At 38.3% G+C, this 20,096-nt stretch carries 13 protein-coding genes and 1 pseudogene; 5 read left to right on the forward strand and 9 right to left on the reverse strand.

Annotated features, from left to right (window positions below; all coding sequences use genetic code 11):
- Positions 1–132 precede the first annotated feature (132 nt).
- On the reverse strand, positions 133–414 hold the full coding sequence (locus tag AC0L3W_RS12255) for a hypothetical protein (RefSeq protein WP_409438756.1): 282 nt from the start codon (positions 412–414) through the stop codon (positions 133–135).
- Between the two features lie 93 nt (positions 415–507).
- On the opposite strand from AC0L3W_RS12255, the gene AC0L3W_RS12260 reads away from it, so the two are divergent.
- Positions 508–1,368, forward strand: coding sequence for a thymidylate synthase (locus AC0L3W_RS12260; protein WP_409438755.1), 861 nt, complete (start codon positions 508–510; stop codon positions 1,366–1,368).
- 21 nt (positions 1,369–1,389) lie between these two features.
- On the opposite strand, the gene AC0L3W_RS12265 is transcribed toward AC0L3W_RS12260, so the two are convergent.
- The 6 genes and pseudogenes from AC0L3W_RS12265 to lgt all read right to left on the reverse strand — a co-directional run bounded on the left by AC0L3W_RS12265 (position 1,390) and on the right by lgt (position 10,560).
- Positions 1,390–1,884: a hypothetical protein gene (locus AC0L3W_RS12265; protein WP_409438754.1), complete on the reverse strand. Its 495-nt coding sequence runs from the start codon at positions 1,882–1,884 to the stop codon at positions 1,390–1,392.
- Positions 1,884–3,941: a hypothetical protein gene (locus AC0L3W_RS12270; RefSeq protein ID WP_409438753.1), complete on the reverse strand. Its 2,058-nt coding sequence runs from the start codon at positions 3,939–3,941 to the stop codon at positions 1,884–1,886. The genes AC0L3W_RS12265 and AC0L3W_RS12270 overlap by 1 nt, the downstream gene beginning before the upstream one ends.
- Positions 3,942–3,952: 11 nt before the next feature.
- Positions 3,953–7,765 (reverse strand): tyrosine-type recombinase/integrase, encoded by a 3,813-nt coding sequence (locus tag AC0L3W_RS12275; RefSeq protein WP_409439629.1) that lies wholly within the window; start codon positions 7,763–7,765, stop codon positions 3,953–3,955.
- Positions 7,762–9,018, reverse strand: coding sequence for a tyrosine-type recombinase/integrase (locus tag AC0L3W_RS12280; protein ID WP_409438750.1), 1,257 nt, complete (start codon positions 9,016–9,018; stop codon positions 7,762–7,764). Before AC0L3W_RS12280 ends, AC0L3W_RS12275 begins: the two co-directional genes overlap by 4 nt.
- A 148-nt stretch (positions 9,019–9,166) precedes the next feature.
- Positions 9,167–9,724, reverse strand: a pseudogene (locus tag AC0L3W_RS12285) (thymidylate synthase); the annotation flags it as partial.
- Positions 9,724–10,560, reverse strand: coding sequence for a prolipoprotein diacylglyceryl transferase (gene lgt, locus AC0L3W_RS12290; RefSeq protein WP_290039593.1), 837 nt, complete (start codon positions 10,558–10,560; stop codon positions 9,724–9,726). The pseudogene AC0L3W_RS12285 and the gene lgt, both read right to left, overlap by 1 nt.
- A 352-nt stretch (positions 10,561–10,912) precedes the next feature.
- Between lgt and sstT the strand changes: the two genes are divergently transcribed.
- Positions 10,913–12,145 carry a serine/threonine transporter SstT gene (gene sstT, locus AC0L3W_RS12295; RefSeq protein WP_290039595.1) on the forward strand — a complete coding sequence of 411 codons (1,233 nt, stop codon included), beginning with the start codon at positions 10,913–10,915 and terminating at the stop codon, positions 12,143–12,145.
- Between the two features lie 81 nt (positions 12,146–12,226).
- On the opposite strand, the gene ptsP is transcribed toward sstT, so the two are convergent.
- Both ptsP and rppH read right to left on the reverse strand, forming a co-directional pair.
- A complete protein-coding gene (ptsP, locus tag AC0L3W_RS12300) occupies positions 12,227–14,497 on the reverse strand; it encodes a phosphoenolpyruvate--protein phosphotransferase (RefSeq protein WP_290039597.1) in 2,271 nt (756 codons plus the stop codon).
- Positions 14,498–14,532: 35 nt separating this feature from the next.
- Positions 14,533–15,066: an RNA pyrophosphohydrolase gene (gene rppH / locus AC0L3W_RS12305; protein WP_113819281.1), complete on the reverse strand. Its 534-nt coding sequence runs from the start codon at positions 15,064–15,066 to the stop codon at positions 14,533–14,535.
- 652 nt (positions 15,067–15,718) lie between these two features.
- Here rppH and mutH point away from each other — a divergent pair.
- From mutH to uvrA, 3 genes are all read left to right on the forward strand, one after another.
- On the forward strand, positions 15,719–16,393 hold the full coding sequence (gene mutH, locus AC0L3W_RS12310; protein WP_290039599.1) for a DNA mismatch repair endonuclease MutH: 675 nt from the start codon (positions 15,719–15,721) through the stop codon (positions 16,391–16,393).
- A gap of 79 nt (positions 16,394–16,472) precedes the next feature.
- Positions 16,473–16,802, forward strand: a complete 330-nt coding sequence (locus AC0L3W_RS12315) for a hypothetical protein (RefSeq protein WP_409438749.1) — start codon at positions 16,473–16,475, stop codon at positions 16,800–16,802.
- 414 nt (positions 16,803–17,216) lie between these two features.
- Positions 17,217–20,051: an excinuclease ABC subunit UvrA gene (gene uvrA / locus AC0L3W_RS12320; protein WP_290039601.1), complete on the forward strand. Its 2,835-nt coding sequence runs from the start codon at positions 17,217–17,219 to the stop codon at positions 20,049–20,051.
- Positions 20,052–20,096: the final 45 nt, after the last annotated feature.

A 20,096-nucleotide genomic window follows, 5' to 3' on the forward strand; every position in this document is an offset into this window, starting at 1 on the left:
TTAAAAGGATATAGTTCGCATTACAAAAGTATGGCTAAAATGAGATTACCACCACACTAAGTCACTCTTAAAAACTTGCTATCACAAAAAATCACGATTGATAAGGTACTATTATGGTTGATTTAACCATTACTATTTCAGGTTTTTGATCCCCTTCATTACTAAATGAACACATTCATCCACAAACGGCGTCACCATTAGCTGGCGATAATCACTCTCGCTAAGACCTGCATTAGCGAACAATGAGGCAATATCTAAAGCTAGCAGTATATCTTCAACTTTTTGGGAGTCGTAATGCTCGTTGTTTGCTTTAGCTAAGGACTGTAACTCCGAATAACCGTTCTGATTATCTTGAATCCATATTTGAGGGAAGATCAGTAACATCACCCTATATTTTATGTTACTGTGCCTCAAATTATCACTTCCTAACCTTTTATTGACGCATAGTAGAATAAGTTCTAAATGTGATAATATGATTATGAACAGAAAAGACACTTGGTAAATATAATGAATAGTAAACACAGCCAGTACGAAGACTTGTGTAAGCGAGTTATCAATGAAGGAATTTGGATTAAGAACGAAAGAACAGGAAAACGCTGTTTAACTGTTATTAATGCGGATTTAGAATACGATATGGCCGCTAATGAATTTCCTCTAGTAACAACACGAAAAACTTTTTGGAAAAGCGCTATTGCAGAAATGCTTGGCTACTTACGTGGGTATGACAACGCTGCTGACTTCCGAAAAGTAGGAACCAAGACTTGGGACGCTAACGCCAACCTCAATGAAGCCTGGCTTAATAACCCGCACCGTAAAGGTGAAGATGATATGGGCCGTGTATACGGCGTTCAGGGACGTAAATGGTCAAAACCTGATGGTGGTTTTGTCGATCAATATAAAAAGATCATCGAGCATCTAAGTAAAGGCATTGATGACCGAGGTGAAATCCTTAACTTTTACAACCCAGGCGAATTCCACATCGGATGTTTGCGTCCCTGCATGTATAGCCACCACTTTTCACTACTCGGTGATATCCTATATTTAAACAGCACTCAACGCAGTTGTGACGTCCCTCTTGGCTTAGTATTCAACCAAATTCAAGTGGCTTGGCTGCTTCAGATCACAGCTCAGATCACAGGGGTAAAGGCTGGCAAGGCGTTCCATAAGATCGTCAATACTCATATCTATGAAGACCAACTAGAGCTAATGAAAGAGCAGATTAAGAGAGAGCCTTACGCACCACCTAAGCTCATTATCAACCCTAATATCAAGTCACTAGAGGACTTGGAAACGTGGGTGACAATCGATGATTTCGAAGTGGTTGACTACCGACATCACGAACCAATCAAATACCCATTTTCGGTTTAGTTTAGTCACAGTTATGGGGCGTTAAGCTCCATTCTTCACTGATTCCTCATTTAATAAGCTCTCCAATAGTTCAATCCTCTCCTCAAGCAATTTTTTGGCTTTCCGCTCTTTTTCGATAGCTGCTTTATGCCATTCGAGACTTTCATAATCACGTTTAGAGCGTGTTCTTAATTTATTTAACTCTCTTTCTGACTCTGAGTATTTAGTGAACCAATGTAAAATTTCTAGCTTTGACTGATCAAGTAACTCCTGCAAGTTCTTTTCTTGTTGTTTTTTAGTTATTTGGGTGCGCTTTGATTCTTCTTGTCGTTGCTGTTTAATTAGATCAAGCTCAGAACTAACCCAAGCCCTTGAGCTTTCACCACCAAAATTATTACGATGAAGTCCAGTTAACGTAGCCACTTGAGCTTTAGTTGCCTTTAGCTTCTTATCTTGCCTTATAGCATCCAATGCAGACCAGATTTTATCGGTATTTTCATCGTAAACTTCTTGATTTTTTTTATCATATTCAGCCATCAGATCAGTTCCTCGCCCAAATATTCTAAAACCCTTTTCGATTCGTCTATAGCTTCACCAATCTGATCTTGTCTATCTTCGTATCCCTCAGCACCGACCAATTTTAAATTAGAAAGGTATATTTCTCGCCATTTAGGCGCATTTGCTTTGGTTACTATGGCATTGCGACAACGGTTAGGGTTACACCTTAAACTACCAATACATGGCAAGGTCTCATCGAAGTCTTCGACTCCGCCGAAGCAATAACCACTACCCACATTGATGATTGCCAAACCTTGTTCAACCATTGCTTCATATATTTCTTCTTCTGTATAGCCCGCTTCCATGCAACCATTGAAGAATTTTTTGATCTTAGAAAGGTGTTCCTCGGCTTTTCCACCCATGTATTTACCGTGAGGATCAAAGTTGGCTTTAACCGCTTCTAATTCAGCAATATGCCTTAAATTTAACGACTTGCTATCAACAGTTGTTAATTGATTAGCTATCCCCCCATACCCGAGTGTTGTTTGACTAACTTTACCTTTACGTGCGAGCGCATCTGTTATCGATACTACATGTTTGAGTTGGTAAGAAATGACTGGTAAACCGACATCTGCTCGATACATTTGGTGCGCTAAACTGTGCCTGAATACATACCCATTGAGTTTGCTGTTAATATCATCTGGAGATCGTCCCGTGAAAGCCTGAAAACCATTTTTAATAGCCTGAGAAAGGGCTGTCATAGGTGTGTTTATTTCATCTGGCTTTAATGTAAAAATATTTCCAAACACATATGTGTTCTGAAAAACCTTACCACCTATCAACTCAACTACTTTTATTGCATCGATCATGATTGGTATCGCTACCCAACGATCATTAAACAAATTCCAACGATTATCTCGCCCTTTGTGCTCTTCAGAGACTATAGTGTTGTCTTTCAAATCCAGACAGTCATCAATCTTCAAAGCCGAATACACATTTGGTCTTGCTCCCATGAGGGAGCCGATAACCCATAGCGCCGAATAAAACGCTTTATTAATTGCAATTTTGAGAGGTCCGATATAGTTAAATTTTTTCCGATATTTTGTCTCTACCATTGCATTAGTTGGTTCTATACTGGAATCAAATTTTGCTACTTGGTTATCAGGGAAAATAGTGTTGATATCTGCCAGTGAGTATCCTTTACGATGTAAACGATAAGCGCCATAGTCCTCGAATTCTTGTTTTGAGTATGAGAACTCTTCATACTTTGTGGCTAGCGTCTGGTAATGTTTAGCCATAACAGGATCATTCTCTTCTTCACCAACAGCTTTTAAGAAGCTCACTACATTAAATGAAGCTTTCTTGAGAGCTAAATCGAACTCTTTTGTTTCAAGATAGGGGAGCTTCTTTTTTTTCTTATAATTACTCTTCTTAGAATTTTCCTCATACGCTTTTTTTATTGCACCATAATCGGCGTTACATTCGATACCGATTTCATCTTTTGCTTTATGAGTATTTAAGTAGTCAAAAAAAGTTTTATAGCTACTTTGTGTTCTTTTCTCGCTTGATATTTTCAACGTGGTCTTTTTTGCTGCCTCTTCAAAATCCAGCAAGGTGATTCCAGAGAGTTTACTGCACTGCTCTTGCACATACTCTTTGCCAAGTAGTCTCTCCATTTCAGAAAAAACAAAATTCAAAAATACCAGTCCAAGTTGGAATACGGCAATCAAAGTATGAGGCTTTATTTCGTTTTTTCTATGACCAAAATCTTTTGGGGATGCTTTAACTGCTAAAAATAGGCACTTAATTTCGGTTATCACACCGAGCGGTATGTGCTGATATTTGACAAAATCAAGCTGAACGCGTGTTAATGTAACTGAGGCAGCTCGATTTCGAGTATCCCAATCGTAATCCCACAGCATATCGCTAAAAATGCTCTTCTTGGATACTGGCAAAAGAGCAAGTTGCGCGATATATGGTATAACCTCACCACTAACTTTATCATTATTAATATTGTTCAAAATTAACAGATTGGAAAAAACCTCTTGCCAATATTGATTTATTTTCTCCAAGTGATCTATATTTTGTTGTTCCATTGTTAACGCCCCTAGTTATCCAATATAGTAGTTTCAATAAATAACGAGTCTTCTTTCGCTTGTATCAAAATATCTTCTTCAAACTCCGAAGTTTCGGGATTCAAAATATCGTCAAGCAGTGAGATATTTTCTAGCACAACGATATGGTAGGGCGTATTGATAACGGTACTACTTTCTAGTGATGCCAAATAGTCTCTTTGCATCGCAAATAGTTCAGGAAGATGCTTCTCTGTCAGCATCACATTGTCACAAGATATGCACTTATTGTATTGAGAACAGGGTTTTCCCTTAACGTACAAAGATGATTTCTTAATAAAGTCGGGTGGATCAAATATGTTTTTGCAGCCCCCTAAAGGGGTTTTCATGATAATCTGATTTTCATCAAATCTACGCGGTTGTTTCTTACTAGAATCCTGTTCTCTTGCGTGAACAGTGTTACTATAAATGTCTTCTATTGCCTTTCTTGCTTTACCTCTTATGACCCTATCAAGTTCTAATTTATCAATGTAACCTATTGTTGTAAAAATGGAAGAGTGTCCTAACATATATTGAATTTCTCTTATTGATACGCCAGCTTCGATTAACTCACTCACGAGGGTGGGTCTGAATCTGGTTGTAGTGAGCGTCAACGGTTCACCATTATCATCTTTTAGCTGATATTCATCGATCAGTTCAGAGTATAATTGAGGCATAGTGTTTTCGGTTATCGTAGTAACTTTCTTGTGAAATGTTATAAAAAGCCTGTTTGATATTTCATCTGGCGCATATTTTCTTGTCTCCAAAGTCAATTGAGTAACTTCATCAAACACCTTTTCAACAAAGTGCTTCTGGCTTATTGTTAGCCATTGCAGATCAGCATGAAATAAGTCTAGATGTAACATTTTTTCCCCTGTTGAACGCTCTTTCCAGTAGGTTAAGCAGGGCTTGTTAGTAAGTGAATGGTGTTCTTGGTAATCATCCAATTCTAGGTCAAGAATGGAATTTAAATTCATACCCAGAACTTGCGCCATTTTTAATATATACACGCCGATATCACGACTTATCACTTTCCGAGTTAACACCCCCCATTCTTTGTAAAGTTCAACTAGAGAAATCCTTCTTGCAGAAACAAAATTTATAAGTTTATTATGTCCTTTTATACGATCTTTTGCTGCCCTTCCCCTAGAGCCATTGTAGGTGATTATACAGTTACAATCATCTTCAAAAATGACCCTTGCTTGGATCTTTGGATCATCAAGATCGGCATTCTTTCTATCTAATTTTTGGTATGGGGCTAGTTTCTTTTTAGCTAACACCATTTCCTGCTCTAGCATTTCGTGTATTTGCTTTCGTTCATTAGGTGAGTATGGCTTATATATTATAGATTCTCTGACGATTTCAAATCCGTCGGCAGGGTAATAACTGAATTCGAAATTTCGAATTTTTTTCAATTTGTTCAACGTCATTCGCAGCGCCGATAATATTGTGGTTGCAGATGATGTCGATAGCGCAGTTTCAGCAATTTTATCGCCTAAATACTCTTTAAAATCTTTCAGAGACCATGAGTTAAAGCTAGCTCTATAACTGCTATCAGGCGAGCCCCCTTTACTTTCTAAGAAGTCACAATAATGCTTGTATCCGATATAGTAATTCATGATTCCTGATTTTGATGTAGCCTTTAAAGATCCAACTGCAAATGCATGCTGCACATCCTTGCAGCCCCCCTTTTTAGAGCTAAAGTCATCAATGGAAACCAGTTTTTTATACCGCAATTTGATAAATGCCAAAAACTTGCTTTCTTCTTTGTTTAAAGCATTTTCTTTACGTATTGCTTCACGTTCTTTAACTGTTTTGTAACAGGTGCTGATGCCTTTGAGTTCAGCAACCTCCCTTGAGAAACGTTGATATTCAGTTTTTAGTAATGGACGTTTCGTTGCTCCATGTTCGGTTGGAATTACGTTACTGAATGCTTCTTGCTTAATTGTATTTCCAAGCATTGGAAGTGCCTGTTTTTCTTCATACGTTAAGCTATTTTTCCATTGAAGGAACATTCTTCGATTATTAAGATCATGACCGACAGCATGACTACTATCTTTGATTTGACGGTATGGAAGTGATACTTCATAATTCAACAGCAGTTGGTTAAGCTGTTTTCTAAGATCAAGCAAAGCAGGCTTATCAAGACTTTTGGATGAGCACGAAAACTTGTTCATCAAGTATGCTTTAGAAACAAGTCCAAATTCCTCAAAGTACCTGTCAGGATCTCCAGCTACCACCTTTGAGTGTAAGACCATATGAGATGTTAGCTCAATATCCCATAACAAGTCTGGATTAGCTTTACATTCAGAGATAAAGCCACACATCAATGTAGCAACCACCTCTTCATCAACATTGAGTAAAACACCTAATGTTTTTAGCTCTGCAACTATCTTCTCGATATCTTCTTTTAAGTGTTTGCGTACTTCGGGATAGTTTATCGGTGCTTCACTAAATAGAAAACGCAAGTCAATTGTGTTTTTTTGGGTTGGGACAGCCTTCTTTTGTTCATCCGTTAAAGACTGCCAGTAATTGAGGAGAAGCTCTCTGTATGCTTCACAATCAAATAAAATATTTAATGATTTAAGCTCTGTATCTATCTTCTTTACATCTTTTTTTAAGTTTTTGCGTATTGTGTAATAGCTTGTCGGTGCATCACTAAATAGATCTCTAAAATCAATTGTGTTGTTTATAGTTGGGACCACCCTCTTTTGAGCATCCGTCAACGACTGCCACCAATTAATCAGACGTTCTCTGTATGCTTCAACATCGGATAAAATACCTAATGCCTTAAGCTCTGCGTCTATCTTCTTGATGTCTTCTTGTAGGTATTGACGTATCGAAGCATATTTTAAAGGTACTCCATCAAATAGATCACGCAAGTCGATAGTGTTGCTTGCGGTTGGGAGCGTCTTTTTTTGTTCATCCGTCAACGCCCCCCACCAATTAATCAAACGTTCTCTGTATGCTTCAACATCGAATAAAACACCTAATGCCTTAAGCTCTGCATCTATCTTCTTGACATATTCTTTTAGGTTTTTACGTATTGTGTAATAGCTTATCGGAGCATCACTAAAAAAATCACGCAAATCAATGGTGTTATTTACGGTTGGAAGCGTCTTTTTTTGTTCATCCGTCAACGCCCCCCACCAATTGAGCAGGCGCTTTCTACATATTTCAACATTGAAGAAAGCACCTAACGCCTTAAGTTCAGCGTCTATCTTATCAATCTCTTCTTTCAGGTATTGACGTATCGCACCATGCCCTATCGGTGCACCATCAAATAGATCACGTAAGTTGATAGTGTTTTTTACGGTTGGAAGCGCCTTTTTTTGTTCATCCGTCAACGCCCCCCACCAATTGAGCAGGCGATCTTTGTATGCTTTAACATCGAATAAAACATCTAATGCCTTAAGCTCTGCGTCTATCTTATTGATATCTTCTTGCAGGTATTGACGTATCGAACCATAGCTTAAAGGTACTCCACCAAATAGATCACGCAAGTCGATGGTGTTATTTACGGTTGGGAGTCCCTTTTTTTGATCATCTGACAACAACTGCCACCAATTAAGCAAACGTTCTCTGTATGCATCAACATCGAACAAAACACCTAACACCTTAAGCTCTGCTTCTATCTTCTTAACATCTTCTTTTAGGTTTCTGCGTATTGTGTAATAGCTTATCGGCGCATCACTAAAGAGATCACGCAGGTCGATGGTGTTGTTTGCGGTTGGGAGCACCATTTTTTGCTCATCCGTCAATGACTGCCACCAATTCAGTAGACGCCTTCTGTATTCCTCATATTTCATTTCACCATTCCTTTCTTAACTCTGGTTCTATCCGTTAGTTTTCTCATCAACAGATATCTTTTGAGTTCCACACCATTGCGATCTACAAATTTTTCCCACACCCCGACTGGTATTTTTGTATACTTTTGTGTTGTGTCTAAAGATTCATGCCCAAGGCACTGTTGCAACAGTAAAAGCCTGTCCAACTTTGTCTTACCTAGATCCTCAGAATTTAGAATCATAGCGCCAAAACCATGTCGAATTTTGTGTGGTGATAGTAGGGCTTTGATTAACCCAAGTTTTAACGCTCTTTTAGATAGCTTTGTTATTAGTTTACTAACAGCCCTTGCAGTATAAGGATTACCTTCTTCATTTAAGAAGGCAGGAACAGGATTGCTTCCCCACTTTCGCTTGTGTTTTTTATATTCGATGCTTGAGTGATATCTTTGAACTCTATTGATAGTCTCTTTTGAAACAACTGTATTTCGGAATTTAGCTTCCCTTCCTCGCCCTTTGTTGCCCTTAATTTCCATTGCGACATATTCGCTAGGTATTTTGAACGTGTATTCATCTTCGATTATACTTTTCCGAGCTACACTCGATAATTGTGAAATTGTTTCTTGGCATATATCTTCTACTTCTTGTCTACGAACACCTGAGTCGAACATGAATTGAATGAGGCTTTTCTCTCTTTCATGATTAGCAACTCGAATCAAGGCTTCAATATCTGTAAAAAGTGCAGGCTTAATTAGCGACTCTTTAGCCCCAACTGTTAGGCTACCATTCTCATAAGGATTTTCTTGTCTAATGAGTTTATAGCCAGAGGGAGGATTACATAGAAAATCAGAGAAGAATCTGCCAAAAGTAGCGTCTCTGTTTGATATTGTTTTTCCACTTATCGGCTGTTTCTTTGTACCATCCTTGTTGTTATCACTTTTACAATAATTAAAATATTTCTGAATTTCAGTTACATGTACAGTCAACAAACAATCGTCTCGTTTCGAACCAATGTGATACTCATCATACGTAGTCAGATATTTAACTAAATAACGTAAGTTGTTTGCGTAGGTTTTTACGGAGTAATCACTATGATCACTTCTGTAGTGGGTAAGAAAGTCGGAGATGAGTGGCAGCAATTCCATTTTATCATTAAAAACCGCCACACCTTCAGCAACAAGTAGAAGTGCGTTTGGATACTCATCAGAATTTTCATGAGCGACAGAGTTTGATGTATCAATATTCTCACCAGAAGATATTACGACTGATTTATCCATCCCCCCCCCGAACTATGCATTAAATTTACTAAAAGACTTATTTAGCTTCATACTGTGCAAGTTTAACATAGCACAATAAAGTCAAGAAAAAGAAGGGGAAAAGGATAGATTCAATTACGAAGTGTGCATTTTGTGACCAGGGTTATAAAAGCGGCACATCACATGAGCGCTGGTAACTGGTTAAATGCAATGTATCACCCAGTAGTGAGAAAGTATGAGTATGCATACATGGGCGTAAACATCCCATATCAAATTCACCTGGGTTATAAAACGTTAGAATTTCAGCACGATCATCGATACCGTTTTTAAGGTTATCTACAATTTTTTTCAACTGATCTAATGTGGTTCCATCAGGCTTTGCCCAAGCACGACCTTGCACACCATAAACACGCCCCATGTCATCGTCACCTTTACGGTGTGGATTGTTCAACCAAGCATCATTTAAGTTAGCATTCGCATCCCACGTTTTAGTGCCTAATGCACGAAAATCAGCAGCATTATCATAACCACGAATATAACCAAGAAACTCAGCTATCGCAGATTTATAAAAGCTCTTACGCGTGGTGATCATTGGGAATTGATTATTACCAACATCATACTCTAAATCAGCGTTTATTACGGTTAAACAACGTTTCCCAGTTCGCTCATTTTCAATCCAAGTCCCTTGGTCTATGATGCGTTGGCATAACGCTAAATACTGTTTCATTATTTTTTATCCTTTGCTTTTTTAGTGCTGTCATTGACTTCTGGAACAGGATTATTTTTGTATGCATAAACCATTAAAATAGTACCGATAATAATCATAGGCAGTGATAAAATTTGTCCCATGCTCATATTAAAAGTTAATAGGCCTAACTGTGCATCCGGCTCACGGGCAAATTCAATAATAAAGCGGAAAGTACCGTAACCTAATAAGAATAAACCAGCTACTGAACCGGCAGGTTTGGGCTTACGAATAAATAAGAATAAGATAATAAACAGCGCAACGCCTTCTAGTGCAAACTCATATAATTGCGAAGGATGACGCGGTAATGGTCCTGCGTTATAGAACACGACGCCAAATGGAGAATCTGTTACACGTCCCCAAAGCTCTGAATTAATGAAGTTACCAATACGCCCTGCGCCTAAGCCAACTGGCAATAATGGCACGATAAAATCACCTACCGATAAAATTGAACGTTGATGACGTTTAGCATAAATAATAATGGCTGTAACCACCCCTAATACGCCGCCATGGAATGACATACCGCCTTCCCAAATTCTAAATAAATACATCGGATTGTCGATAAAAGTTGGGAACTGATAAAACAATACATAACCAATTCGACCACCTAAGATAACGCCCATAAAACCTGCAAATAACAGATCACTGGCTTGTTCGCGTGTCCATACGCCATTAGATTTATCACATACACGGTTTGCCATCCAAAACGCAAAGGCGAAACCAACAAGATACATTAATCCATACCAACGAATATCAAGTGGCCCAAGACTAATAGCGATCGGATCGATCTGAGGTAATACATAGTGAGATGAGGACATAATTTGCTCTAATTGATAAATTTAGTGGCCGTATCATAGCGTAATTTCAGTGGAAAAATAATCATAGTTTTCTTTCTCAAAAGAAAAACTAGTAGACCTAGATAAATAGTCATCTTGTCAGCTGTTTTTTACTAAATGATAAAAAATAGCAATTACCGAATTAATTTCCCGCTATTTATGCTATTTTCTGCGCCAAATTATGATCTGTATTAATTTCAATAACAGATTACTCACTACAATCCCCTGTAGTTTTGCAGTAACAGCGTTTTCCGAAATAAAGCGTTAAATGATTAATCATGGCATCGATAAGTACATTTATTAATGCATAAAAATAATAAAGTAGGAATATTCAATGAGTTCAAACCCCACTCTTATTCAACGTATGATGAGCGGTAGCTTAGTATTACAAATTGTTGTCGGTATCATTGCAGGTGTTTGCCTTGCGAGCTTTTCACCAAGCACTGCAACATCAGTTTCTTTTCTAGGTGGTTTTTTCGTTAGCGCGTTAAAAGCCGTTGCGCCAATTCTTGTGTTTATCTTAGTTGCTTCGTCTATTGCTAACCAAGCAAAAGGCAGCCACACTAATCTTAAACCAGTTATCCACCTATATTTAATTGGCACTTTGTTAGCCTCTATTACTGCTGTTTTATTTAGTTATGTTTTTCCTACTGAATTAGTACTAATCACCAGTAATGTAACCACCACTCCACCTGAAGGCATTTTGGAAGTTTTGAATACCTTGTTATTTAAAATCGTTGATAATCCAGTTAATGCACTGTTAACAGGTAACTTTATCGGTATTTTAGCTTGGGCTGTTGGTTTAGGCTTGGCATTACAACACGCTAATGAATCGACTAAAAAATTACTGCAAGATCTAGCGCATGGTGTTTCGAAGATTGTACAACTGGTTATTCGTCTCGCGCCTATTGGTATTTTTGGCTTAGTAGCAACAACCTTTGCAGAAACAGGTTTTGATTCACTGATTGGTTACTCTCACCTATTAGCAGTATTAGTGGGTTCAATGTTATTCATTGCCTTAATTGTTAACCCAATTATTGTTTACATCAAATTAGGTTCAAACCCTTATCCACTGATTCTACAATGTCTACGTGAATCTGGTGTAACAGCCTTCTTCACACGTAGTTCTGCGGCTAATATCCCAGTTAATATGGCATTATGTGAGAAATTAAACCTACATAAAGATACTTACTCTGTTTCTATTCCGTTAGGAGCGACCATTAACATGGCAGGTGCAGCGATTACTATTACGGTATTAACACTAGCTGCTGTTCATACGTTAGGAATTGAATTTGATATCTTTACTGCCATCTTATTAAGCGTGGTAGCAGCTGTGTCAGCATGTGGTGCTTCAGGGGTCGCAGGCGGTTCATTATTACTTATCCCACTTGCTTGTAGCTTATTTGGTGTACCGAATGAAGTGGCGATGCAAGTTGTTGCTATCGGCTTTATCATTGGTGTTGTTCAAGACTCTGCAGAAACAGCTTTAAACAGCTCTACTGACGTTATCTTCACGACAGCAGCTTGTCGTGCTGAAGAAGCAAAAGAGTTAGCAGCTAAAAGCTAAAACTAATTCTGAAAATACAACAATAAAAAACCGATCATGTGATCGGTTTTTTCGTTTTTGAATAGTATTAAAAATGACCAACTATTTCTTACCTGCTCGAACAAAACCGCCTAACCCTTTCTCATCCAAGTAGTTAATAAAAGTTTGTTTAATAAAAGCGCCATCATGCCCTTTTAACGCGACTTCCGTACAAACCTCAAGCTCTGAAATGGTAATTTTATTAAGAAGATACTTCACCTTATTAATATTAAAGGCATTCATACTTAGTTTCCGATATCCCAAGCCTAACAGCATTAACAAGCCAATTGGATCACCTGCTAATTCACCACAGATACTGACTTCTATGTTGTTCTTTTTACTTTGCTCTAAAATCAACCGCATCGCTTGTAATACCGCAGGGTGATAACTATCAAATAGATCAGCTACGCGACTATTGTTACGATCCACAGCCAGTAAATATTGAGTTAAATCATTGGTTCCAATTGACAAAAAGTCCACCAGCGGCGCAAGTTGATCAATAATAAAAATAGCCGATGGCACCTCGATCATCACACCGATATCAGGCAACGGAAACTGCTCATGTGATAAAGCTTGTTCCCAACACACCTCTTGCCATGCTTGCTCTATCAAGCGCTTAGATTCTTCAACCTCACCGACCGAGCCAACCATTGGTAACATGATACGTAAATTTTGGGTTTCGATACTCGCACGTAACATGGCACGTATTTGAATCAAAAATATTTCAGGATGATCTAAGGTTAAACGAATACCACGCCAGCCCAAGAAGGGGTTTTCTTCATTAATTGGGAAATAACTTAATTGTTTATCACCACCAATATCTAAGGTACGCATGGTAACAGGCAAGTTTTGGTACTGATCAAATAATGATTTATAGGTGCTAACTTGCTCCTGCTCTGTCGGGAAGGCATTACTCAGCATAAAAGGTAATTCACTACGATATAAACCGATGCCAGAGAAGTTATGTTCAGAGAACACGTCTGGTGTTGAGTTCAAACCAGTGTTTAATAACAGCTCAACTTCGCAACCATCTTTAGTCACTGCTGCTTGATTAGCTTCCAATTCCACTAACGCTTTCATCTCATTCTCTTCATCTAAGAGAATTTGATACTCAGCAACTAATGATGCTTCAGGCTCAATAATAATGGTGCCGGCATAGCCATTGATGATCATGTTTTTCTGACCAATGTTCTTCAAACGCAGTGGTACACCTAATACCGCAGGAATACCTAAAGTGCGCGATAGGATTGCGATATGAGAACTTAAACCACCACGTACAGAAACAATCCCTTTCAGCTTATCAGGCGGTACCATGGCCAACATTGAGATGGTCACCTCTTCGGCAACTAAAATAATTTCGTCCGGAAAGTCGAGCTGCTCGTCATCGCGATTAGAGAGGTGGTATAACAAACGCTGGCCTACATCTCTAATTTCAACAGCCCTTTCTCTTAAGTAAGGATCACTCATGCTCTCAAACTGTTCTATATAAGTCTCAGAAACACGTTTAACAGCACTTTTAGCGGTTAGCTTCTCTTGCCTAATCTGAACTTCTACCGCACTCAGTAACGCTTTATCCTGTAAAAGGTGTCCGTATACATCAAACAGCATAAAAGCATCTTTCGATACTTGCTCCTTTAAGGTGATAGATACCTTGGAAAATTCATCTGCACAGGCTTGCACAGCGTTAGTAAAGGAGATCATTTCGTGTTCAGGATCTTCACTCTGCTCTATGCCCACATCGGTTAACAATAGGTGAGCCTGTAATACATGTGCTTTATTAATAGAAATACCAGAACTCGCAGGACTGCCTTGTAGATGCAAGGATCGGCTTTTAGATTCAGTTTCTTCAGGTAAATCTAGTAAGGTGCCACCTAATACACTGCCAAGGTGCACAGCTAAGGTAACTAAGAAAGATTCTTCAAGTTCATTATATAAACGAGGGGTACGTTGCTGTGCCACCAAAACACCTAACACTTGGCGTTTATGAATAATAGGCACACCTAAAAACGAATTAAACTGCTCTTCATTACTGGAAGGGAGATATTTAAACTGAGGGTGTTCTGAAACGTTCACTAAATTAATTGGCTCACCTTTTTGGTAAACCAAACCAACAATACCTTCATCTAAATTAAAATGCGTTGCGCCCACTACTTGACTATCTAACCCTTCACTGGCCATTAGCGTTAGCTTTTTAGTTTCTTGATTAGTCACAAAAATAGAACAACAATCTAGGATCATCGTACTTTTAGTTTGCTGTACTAATAAGTTCATAGCATCAGAAAGTGTACTGGCCTCACCGAATTGCTCTACAATTTGACGAAGTTGGCTGAACATAAAACGCTCCTATTAGTAAGGTAAGAAGGTATTTATTATTTGTAAGAGCCTCGACGAGGTCGTTTGTTTCGTTTTTTATCTGTTCTATGCATCAGAGAAAATGCAGCATGGGCAAACTCAGTCAATGCTCTTCTATACACATCACGTTTAAATGATACTACTTGACGCACTGGATACCAGTAAGTAACCCATCGCCAATCATCAAATTCAGGGTGTCCGCAAGTATCAAATCCAATTTGCTCTTCTTTTGCAATCAATTGTAATAAAAACCAGCGTTGTTTTTGACCAATACAAATAGGTGCGGGTGATTCCCAGCGTACTAAACGCTTAGGAAGTTTATAACGCAGCCACTGACGACTGCTCGCCACTACTTTGACATGCTCAGGTTTTAAGCCAACTTCTTCATATAACTCTCGATACATCGCTTTTTCAGGGGTTTCGCCCTCTTTTATTCCACCTTGTGGAAATTGCCATGAATGTTGACCGAAGCGTTTAGCCCATAAAACTTGACCATTTTTATTACAAATGATGATACCTACATTAGAACGGTAGCCGTCAGCATCAATCATTAAAAAACTTTCTCAGGTTAAGATCTATTCTTATTTATACACAAGTAAATCAACGACAAAACAAAATAGATGAAATTATAATTATAATTGCATTCTTTCACAGAAACCCCTATCCATCAAACTCATAAACTATAAAAAGGTTAAACGATAGTACCTAGCTCACGTTTACTGAAAATGAATAATATTAATGTATCCACTAAATCTGTGCATAACTATGTGTACAATTAAACACAAATAAAAGAATCAAGAAACACAACAAACCGCAAGATCTTTATATATTTATTTAAAAACCTATTATTACATTTAAAAACAGTATGTTAAATAAAAATCATAAACAATAAAAAGGTATCACTGTAATTAGATCCAGTAAGTTTCATTCACAATCGAATGTGAATATCTTGGTCGTATAAAAAACATACAACCCTTATTAAACAGCACTTTTTTGCTCAAAAAATAAACATAAAAAATAGATTTTTAGAAAATTAAAGCGAAATGTGTTGAATCAAAGTAAAGATCTTATGATCTATTCAGTTATCCACTAAAAATGTGCATAACTCTGTGTAAGTTCATTTTAAAACTATGAATAACCCAACAATAAAAAAACACGTACAATTAATCTGTTTATCTCTTTTAACCTTTCAAGCGAGTTATTATGCAGCCTACACCGACGTCTGAATCTCAATTATTAAATTATTGCGAAGCTATAGCCGGCTTTTCTTTATCTGAATTAGCAGACATAGCAGGGATCATTACCCCAGAAAACCTACGTAAAAACAAAGGCTGGGTAGGACAACTGATAGAGTGGCATTTAGGTGCGTCGGCAGGCAGCAAACCTGAGCAAGATTTCAAACACCTCGGCATTGAACTAAAAACTATCCCTATTGATAGTAATGGCAAAGTACTAGAAACCACCTTTGTATGTAGCACTCCCATTTTAAATACCACTCACCTTACTTGGGAAAACAGCAACATTCGCAATAAACTCAGTAAAGTATTGTGGTTGCCGGTGCAAGGTGAGCGGAAAATTCCATTAGCAGAGCGTTTAGTTGGAAACGGATTTTTATGGACAGCGTCCGCACAGCAAGAACAGTTAATGCGTCAAGACTGGAATGAGCTCATGGAGAAGATAGCACTCGGCAAGATCGAGCAGATCAGTGCAAGAGACGGGCAAGTATTGCAACTACGTCCGAAAGCCGCCAATGGGCAAGTGGTGACAGATGCGTATGGTGAAGAAGGTGAATTAATTAAAGTCAGGCCACGTGGTTTTTATCTTAAAAAGGCATTCACTCAAGATATTATCAATCAACAATTTAATTTAAATGTTTAACCAGAACAAAATTGACTAGAATTTGTACAAATTTTGCAGTAAATTAAATCTCAAAGAGATATAGTTTTAAGGAGTGGATATGAGCATTAAAAAGCAATTCTTAAAAAATAAACCCATTGTTAAAGTGACATTCGAAATCAGTAAAGAGATGGCGAATAATGCAAGCACCATTAACCTATTATCAGAGCATAACGAATGGCAACCTATTGAATTTAAAAAATTCAAAAACGGTAAATTTAAAATAGCTGAGAATATCTCAATGGAAGATCGTGAAGGTTTTCAATTTATCTATCAAGCTACCTCAGAAACAGGTGAACCCTTCACACTATTACCTGATGATGCTTACAGTTATGTGGATAATGGCATGAATGACGGTGGTAAAAATGCAGTAGTCGTTTTTGCGGACTAATGATCTTTTAAAATCATTAATACGTAACTCATTATTATTGTGAATCAGTATGTTTAAGAGCACTGCTTTTGCAGAACAGTGTTGAAGTTCGGCTAGCTTAAATTAAAGCAAACCTCCTCTTTATAAACCTATTTACATAACACTTCGTTATATAACTGTGTACTTCCTTGAACCGTTTTCATGCAATTGCTTATTATCAGGCAAACAGAAAGATCCAGTTTGCAAAGCCTTGTTATGACAATCATAATCAAGTGTAAAAAATAAACGTTAAGCAGCCTATCTCAAATCAAAAGAGATCGATAAAAGTACATTCCGCCACACTACCACTGTAATAATTTACAGTGTAACATAATGGTTATATAACGCTTTCAGATATCAAATACACCAATTCAATGTATTAATGAGTGAGAAATAATGAACAATATTGAAATTCGCGGTGCAAAAACGCATAACTTAAAAAATATTAGCTTATCAATCCCACGTGATAAATTGGTGGTGATCACCGGTCTATCAGGTTCGGGAAAATCCTCATTAGCATTTGATACTTTATATGCAGAAGGTCAGCGTCGTTATGTTGAGTCTCTATCTGCCTATGCACGCCAATTTTTATCATTAATGGAAAAACCGGATGTTGAGCATATTGAAGGTTTATCTCCAGCTATCTCTATCGAACAAAAATCTACCTCGCATAATCCACGTTCGACAGTAGGAACCATCACTGAAATTTACGATTACCTTCGATTACTCTTTGCTCGCATCGGCGATCCTCGTTGTCCAACACACGGCGTAACCTTACACGCACAAACCGTAAGCCAAATGGTCGATACTATTTTAGAGCAACCAGAAGGCACTAAAATGATGCTATTAGCGCCAATTGTAAAAGGGCGTAAAGGAGAACATGTTAAAACCTTTGAAAGCCTAGCTGCACAAGGTTTTTTACGTGCACGAATTGACGGTGATGTTTGTGACCTAAGTGATCCACCTAAACTAGCGTTACATAAAAAACACACTATCGAAGTGGTGGTTGACCGCTTTAAAGTACGTGATGACTTAAAGCAGCGTTTAGCAGAGTCCGTTGAAACTACGTTAGAGCTAAGTAACGGCTCAGCTATTTTGGCACACATGGATGATAGTCAGCCTGAACAACTTTTCTCTGCTAATTTCTCTTGTCCGCATTGTGGTTACAGCATTGCAGAATTAGAGCCGCGTATCTTCTCTTTTAATAGTCCAGCCGGTGCCTGTGAAACTTGTGATGGTTTAGGGGTTGAACAATATTTTGATGAAGCACTAGTGGTCACTGACCCAACACTGAGTTTAGCCGATGGTGCAATCGAAGGATGGAGTAGCAAATCTAACTACTACTACCAGATTCTGCGTGCGGTTGCAGAGCATTATGGATTCTCGCTCACCGCTCCTTTTAAATCATTAAGTAAAAAACACCAGCAATATGTGCTGCAAGGCACTGGAGCAGAAAAAATAGCCTTTACTTACAGTAATGATAAAGGTGACTTAGTATCTCGTTTACATGCTTTTGAAGGAGTTATTCCCAATCGCTCACGTCGCTATAAAGAGACAGAATCCCCAGCGATGCGCGAATATTTAAGCAAATATATGAACCGTCAATCTTGCTCTAGCTGTGGCGGTTCACGTTTAAAAGAGTCATCTCGTCATGTCTTTATTAATGATGTAAATCTCTCTCATGTATCAGCACTTTCTATTGCCGATGCAGAGCAGTTCTTCGAAAATATTAAACTGGTTGGACAAAAAGCCAAAATAGCAGAAAAGATCTTAAAAGAGATTCTAGAGCGACTGAGTTTCTTAGTGAATGTTGGACTTAATTACTTAAGTTTAGAGCGTAGTGCAGAAACATTATCCGGTGGTGAAGCACAGCGTATTCGTTTAGCTAGCCAAATTGGAGCGGGTTTAATGGGGGTAATGTATGTACTAGATGAACCCTCGATTGGTTTACATCAACGCGATAACGAACGTTTATTAAAAACGCTAACGCATTTACGTGACCTAGGTAATACAGTGATCGTTGTAGAACATGACGAAGATGCTATTCGCCAAGCCGATCATATTATCGATATCGGTCCAGGTGCAGGGATTCACGGTGGTGAGATTATTGCTGAAGGCAGTTACAAAAAAATATTAAAGTCGAAAGACTCACTAACCGCAGATTATTTAAGTGGCCGTAAAGAAATTGTCGTGCCAGCGCAACGCACTCCCCTAACCGACAAATGGGTGAAACTAAAAGAAGCCAGTGCAAACAACTTAAAATCAGTCAATTTAGACTTACCATTAGGCGTATTAACCTGTATTACAGGTGTATCGGGTTCAGGTAAATCAACGCTGATCAACGATACCCTCTTTCCGTTAGCACAAACTAAACTGAACAAAGCCACAACCATTCAAGCTGCAGCGCATAAGAGCATTACTGGTTTATCACAACTGGATAAAGTGGTGGATATCAACCAAAGTCCAATTGGTCGAACGCCACGCTCGAATCCAGCAACTTACACGGGTATTTTTACTCCTATCCGTGAGCTGTTTGCCGCTACGCCAGAATCTCGCTCTCGTGGTTACAAGCCAGGCCGTTTTAGTTTTAATGTAAAAGGTGGCCGTTGTGAAGCCTGCCAAGGTGATGGCATGATCAAAGTAGAGATGCACTTCCTACCAGATGTTTACGTACCTTGTGATTCATGTAAAGGACAACGCTATAATCGTGAAACCTTGTCTGTAAAATACAAAGGCAAGAATATTCATGAAACATTGGATATGACAGTAGAAGATGCCTTTAAATTCTTTGAAGCAGTACCGGTTATTGCACGAAAATTACAGACATTAATGGATGTTGGTTTATCCTACATTCGCCTAGGTCAAGCAGCGACGACTTTATCTGGCGGTGAAGCACAACGCGTTAAATTGGCTAAAGAGTTATCCAAGCGTGATACGGGTAAAACCCTATATATCCTAGATGAGCCAACAACCGGATTACACTTCCACGATATCGCCCAATTACTAAAAGTTATCCATACTCTTCGTGATAAAGGCAATACCCTAGTGATTATAGAACATAACCTAGACGTCATTAAAACAGCCGATTGGATCATCGACTTAGGCCCTGAAGGTGGTAATGGAGGTGGTGAAATTATTGCCACAGGCACACCAGAAGATGTAGTAAAAGTAAAAGGCAGTTATACTGGACAGTTCTTAAAACCTATTTTAGAAAAAAGTACCTCTGCATAAGCAGAAATATTGCCTTGTTTTAAAATAATAATAATAAATACGAGA

This window comes from Psychromonas sp. KJ10-5 (assembly GCF_055808325.1).

Bases quoted from the DNA above. Each gene is read 5' to 3' on its own strand.
- AC0L3W_RS12260 (WP_409438755.1), top strand. From the start codon at position 508: ATGAATAGTAAACACAGCCAGTACGAAGACTTGTGTAAGCGAGTTATC.
- AC0L3W_RS12265 (WP_409438754.1), bottom strand. From the start codon at position 1,884: ATGGCTGAATATGATAAAAAAAATCAAGAAGTTTACGATGAAAATACC.
- AC0L3W_RS12270 (WP_409438753.1), bottom strand. From the start codon at position 3,941: ATGGAACAACAAAATATAGATCACTTGGAGAAAATAAATCAATATTGG.
- AC0L3W_RS12275 (WP_409439629.1), bottom strand. From the start codon at position 7,765: ATGAAATATGAGGAATACAGAAGGCGTCTACTGAATTGGTGGCAGTCA.
- AC0L3W_RS12280 (WP_409438750.1), bottom strand. From the start codon at position 9,018: ATGGATAAATCAGTCGTAATATCTTCTGGTGAGAATATTGATACATCA.
- lgt (WP_290039593.1), bottom strand. From the start codon at position 10,560: ATGTCCTCATCTCACTATGTATTACCTCAGATCGATCCGATCGCTATT.
- sstT (WP_290039595.1), top strand. From the start codon at position 10,913: ATGAGTTCAAACCCCACTCTTATTCAACGTATGATGAGCGGTAGCTTA.
- ptsP (WP_290039597.1), bottom strand. From the start codon at position 14,497: ATGTTCAGCCAACTTCGTCAAATTGTAGAGCAATTCGGTGAGGCCAGT.
- rppH (WP_113819281.1), bottom strand. From the start codon at position 15,066: ATGATTGATGCTGACGGCTACCGTTCTAATGTAGGTATCATCATTTGT.
- mutH (WP_290039599.1), top strand. From the start codon at position 15,719: ATGCAGCCTACACCGACGTCTGAATCTCAATTATTAAATTATTGCGAA.
- AC0L3W_RS12315 (WP_409438749.1), top strand. From the start codon at position 16,473: ATGAGCATTAAAAAGCAATTCTTAAAAAATAAACCCATTGTTAAAGTG.
- uvrA (WP_290039601.1), top strand. From the start codon at position 17,217: ATGAACAATATTGAAATTCGCGGTGCAAAAACGCATAACTTAAAAAAT.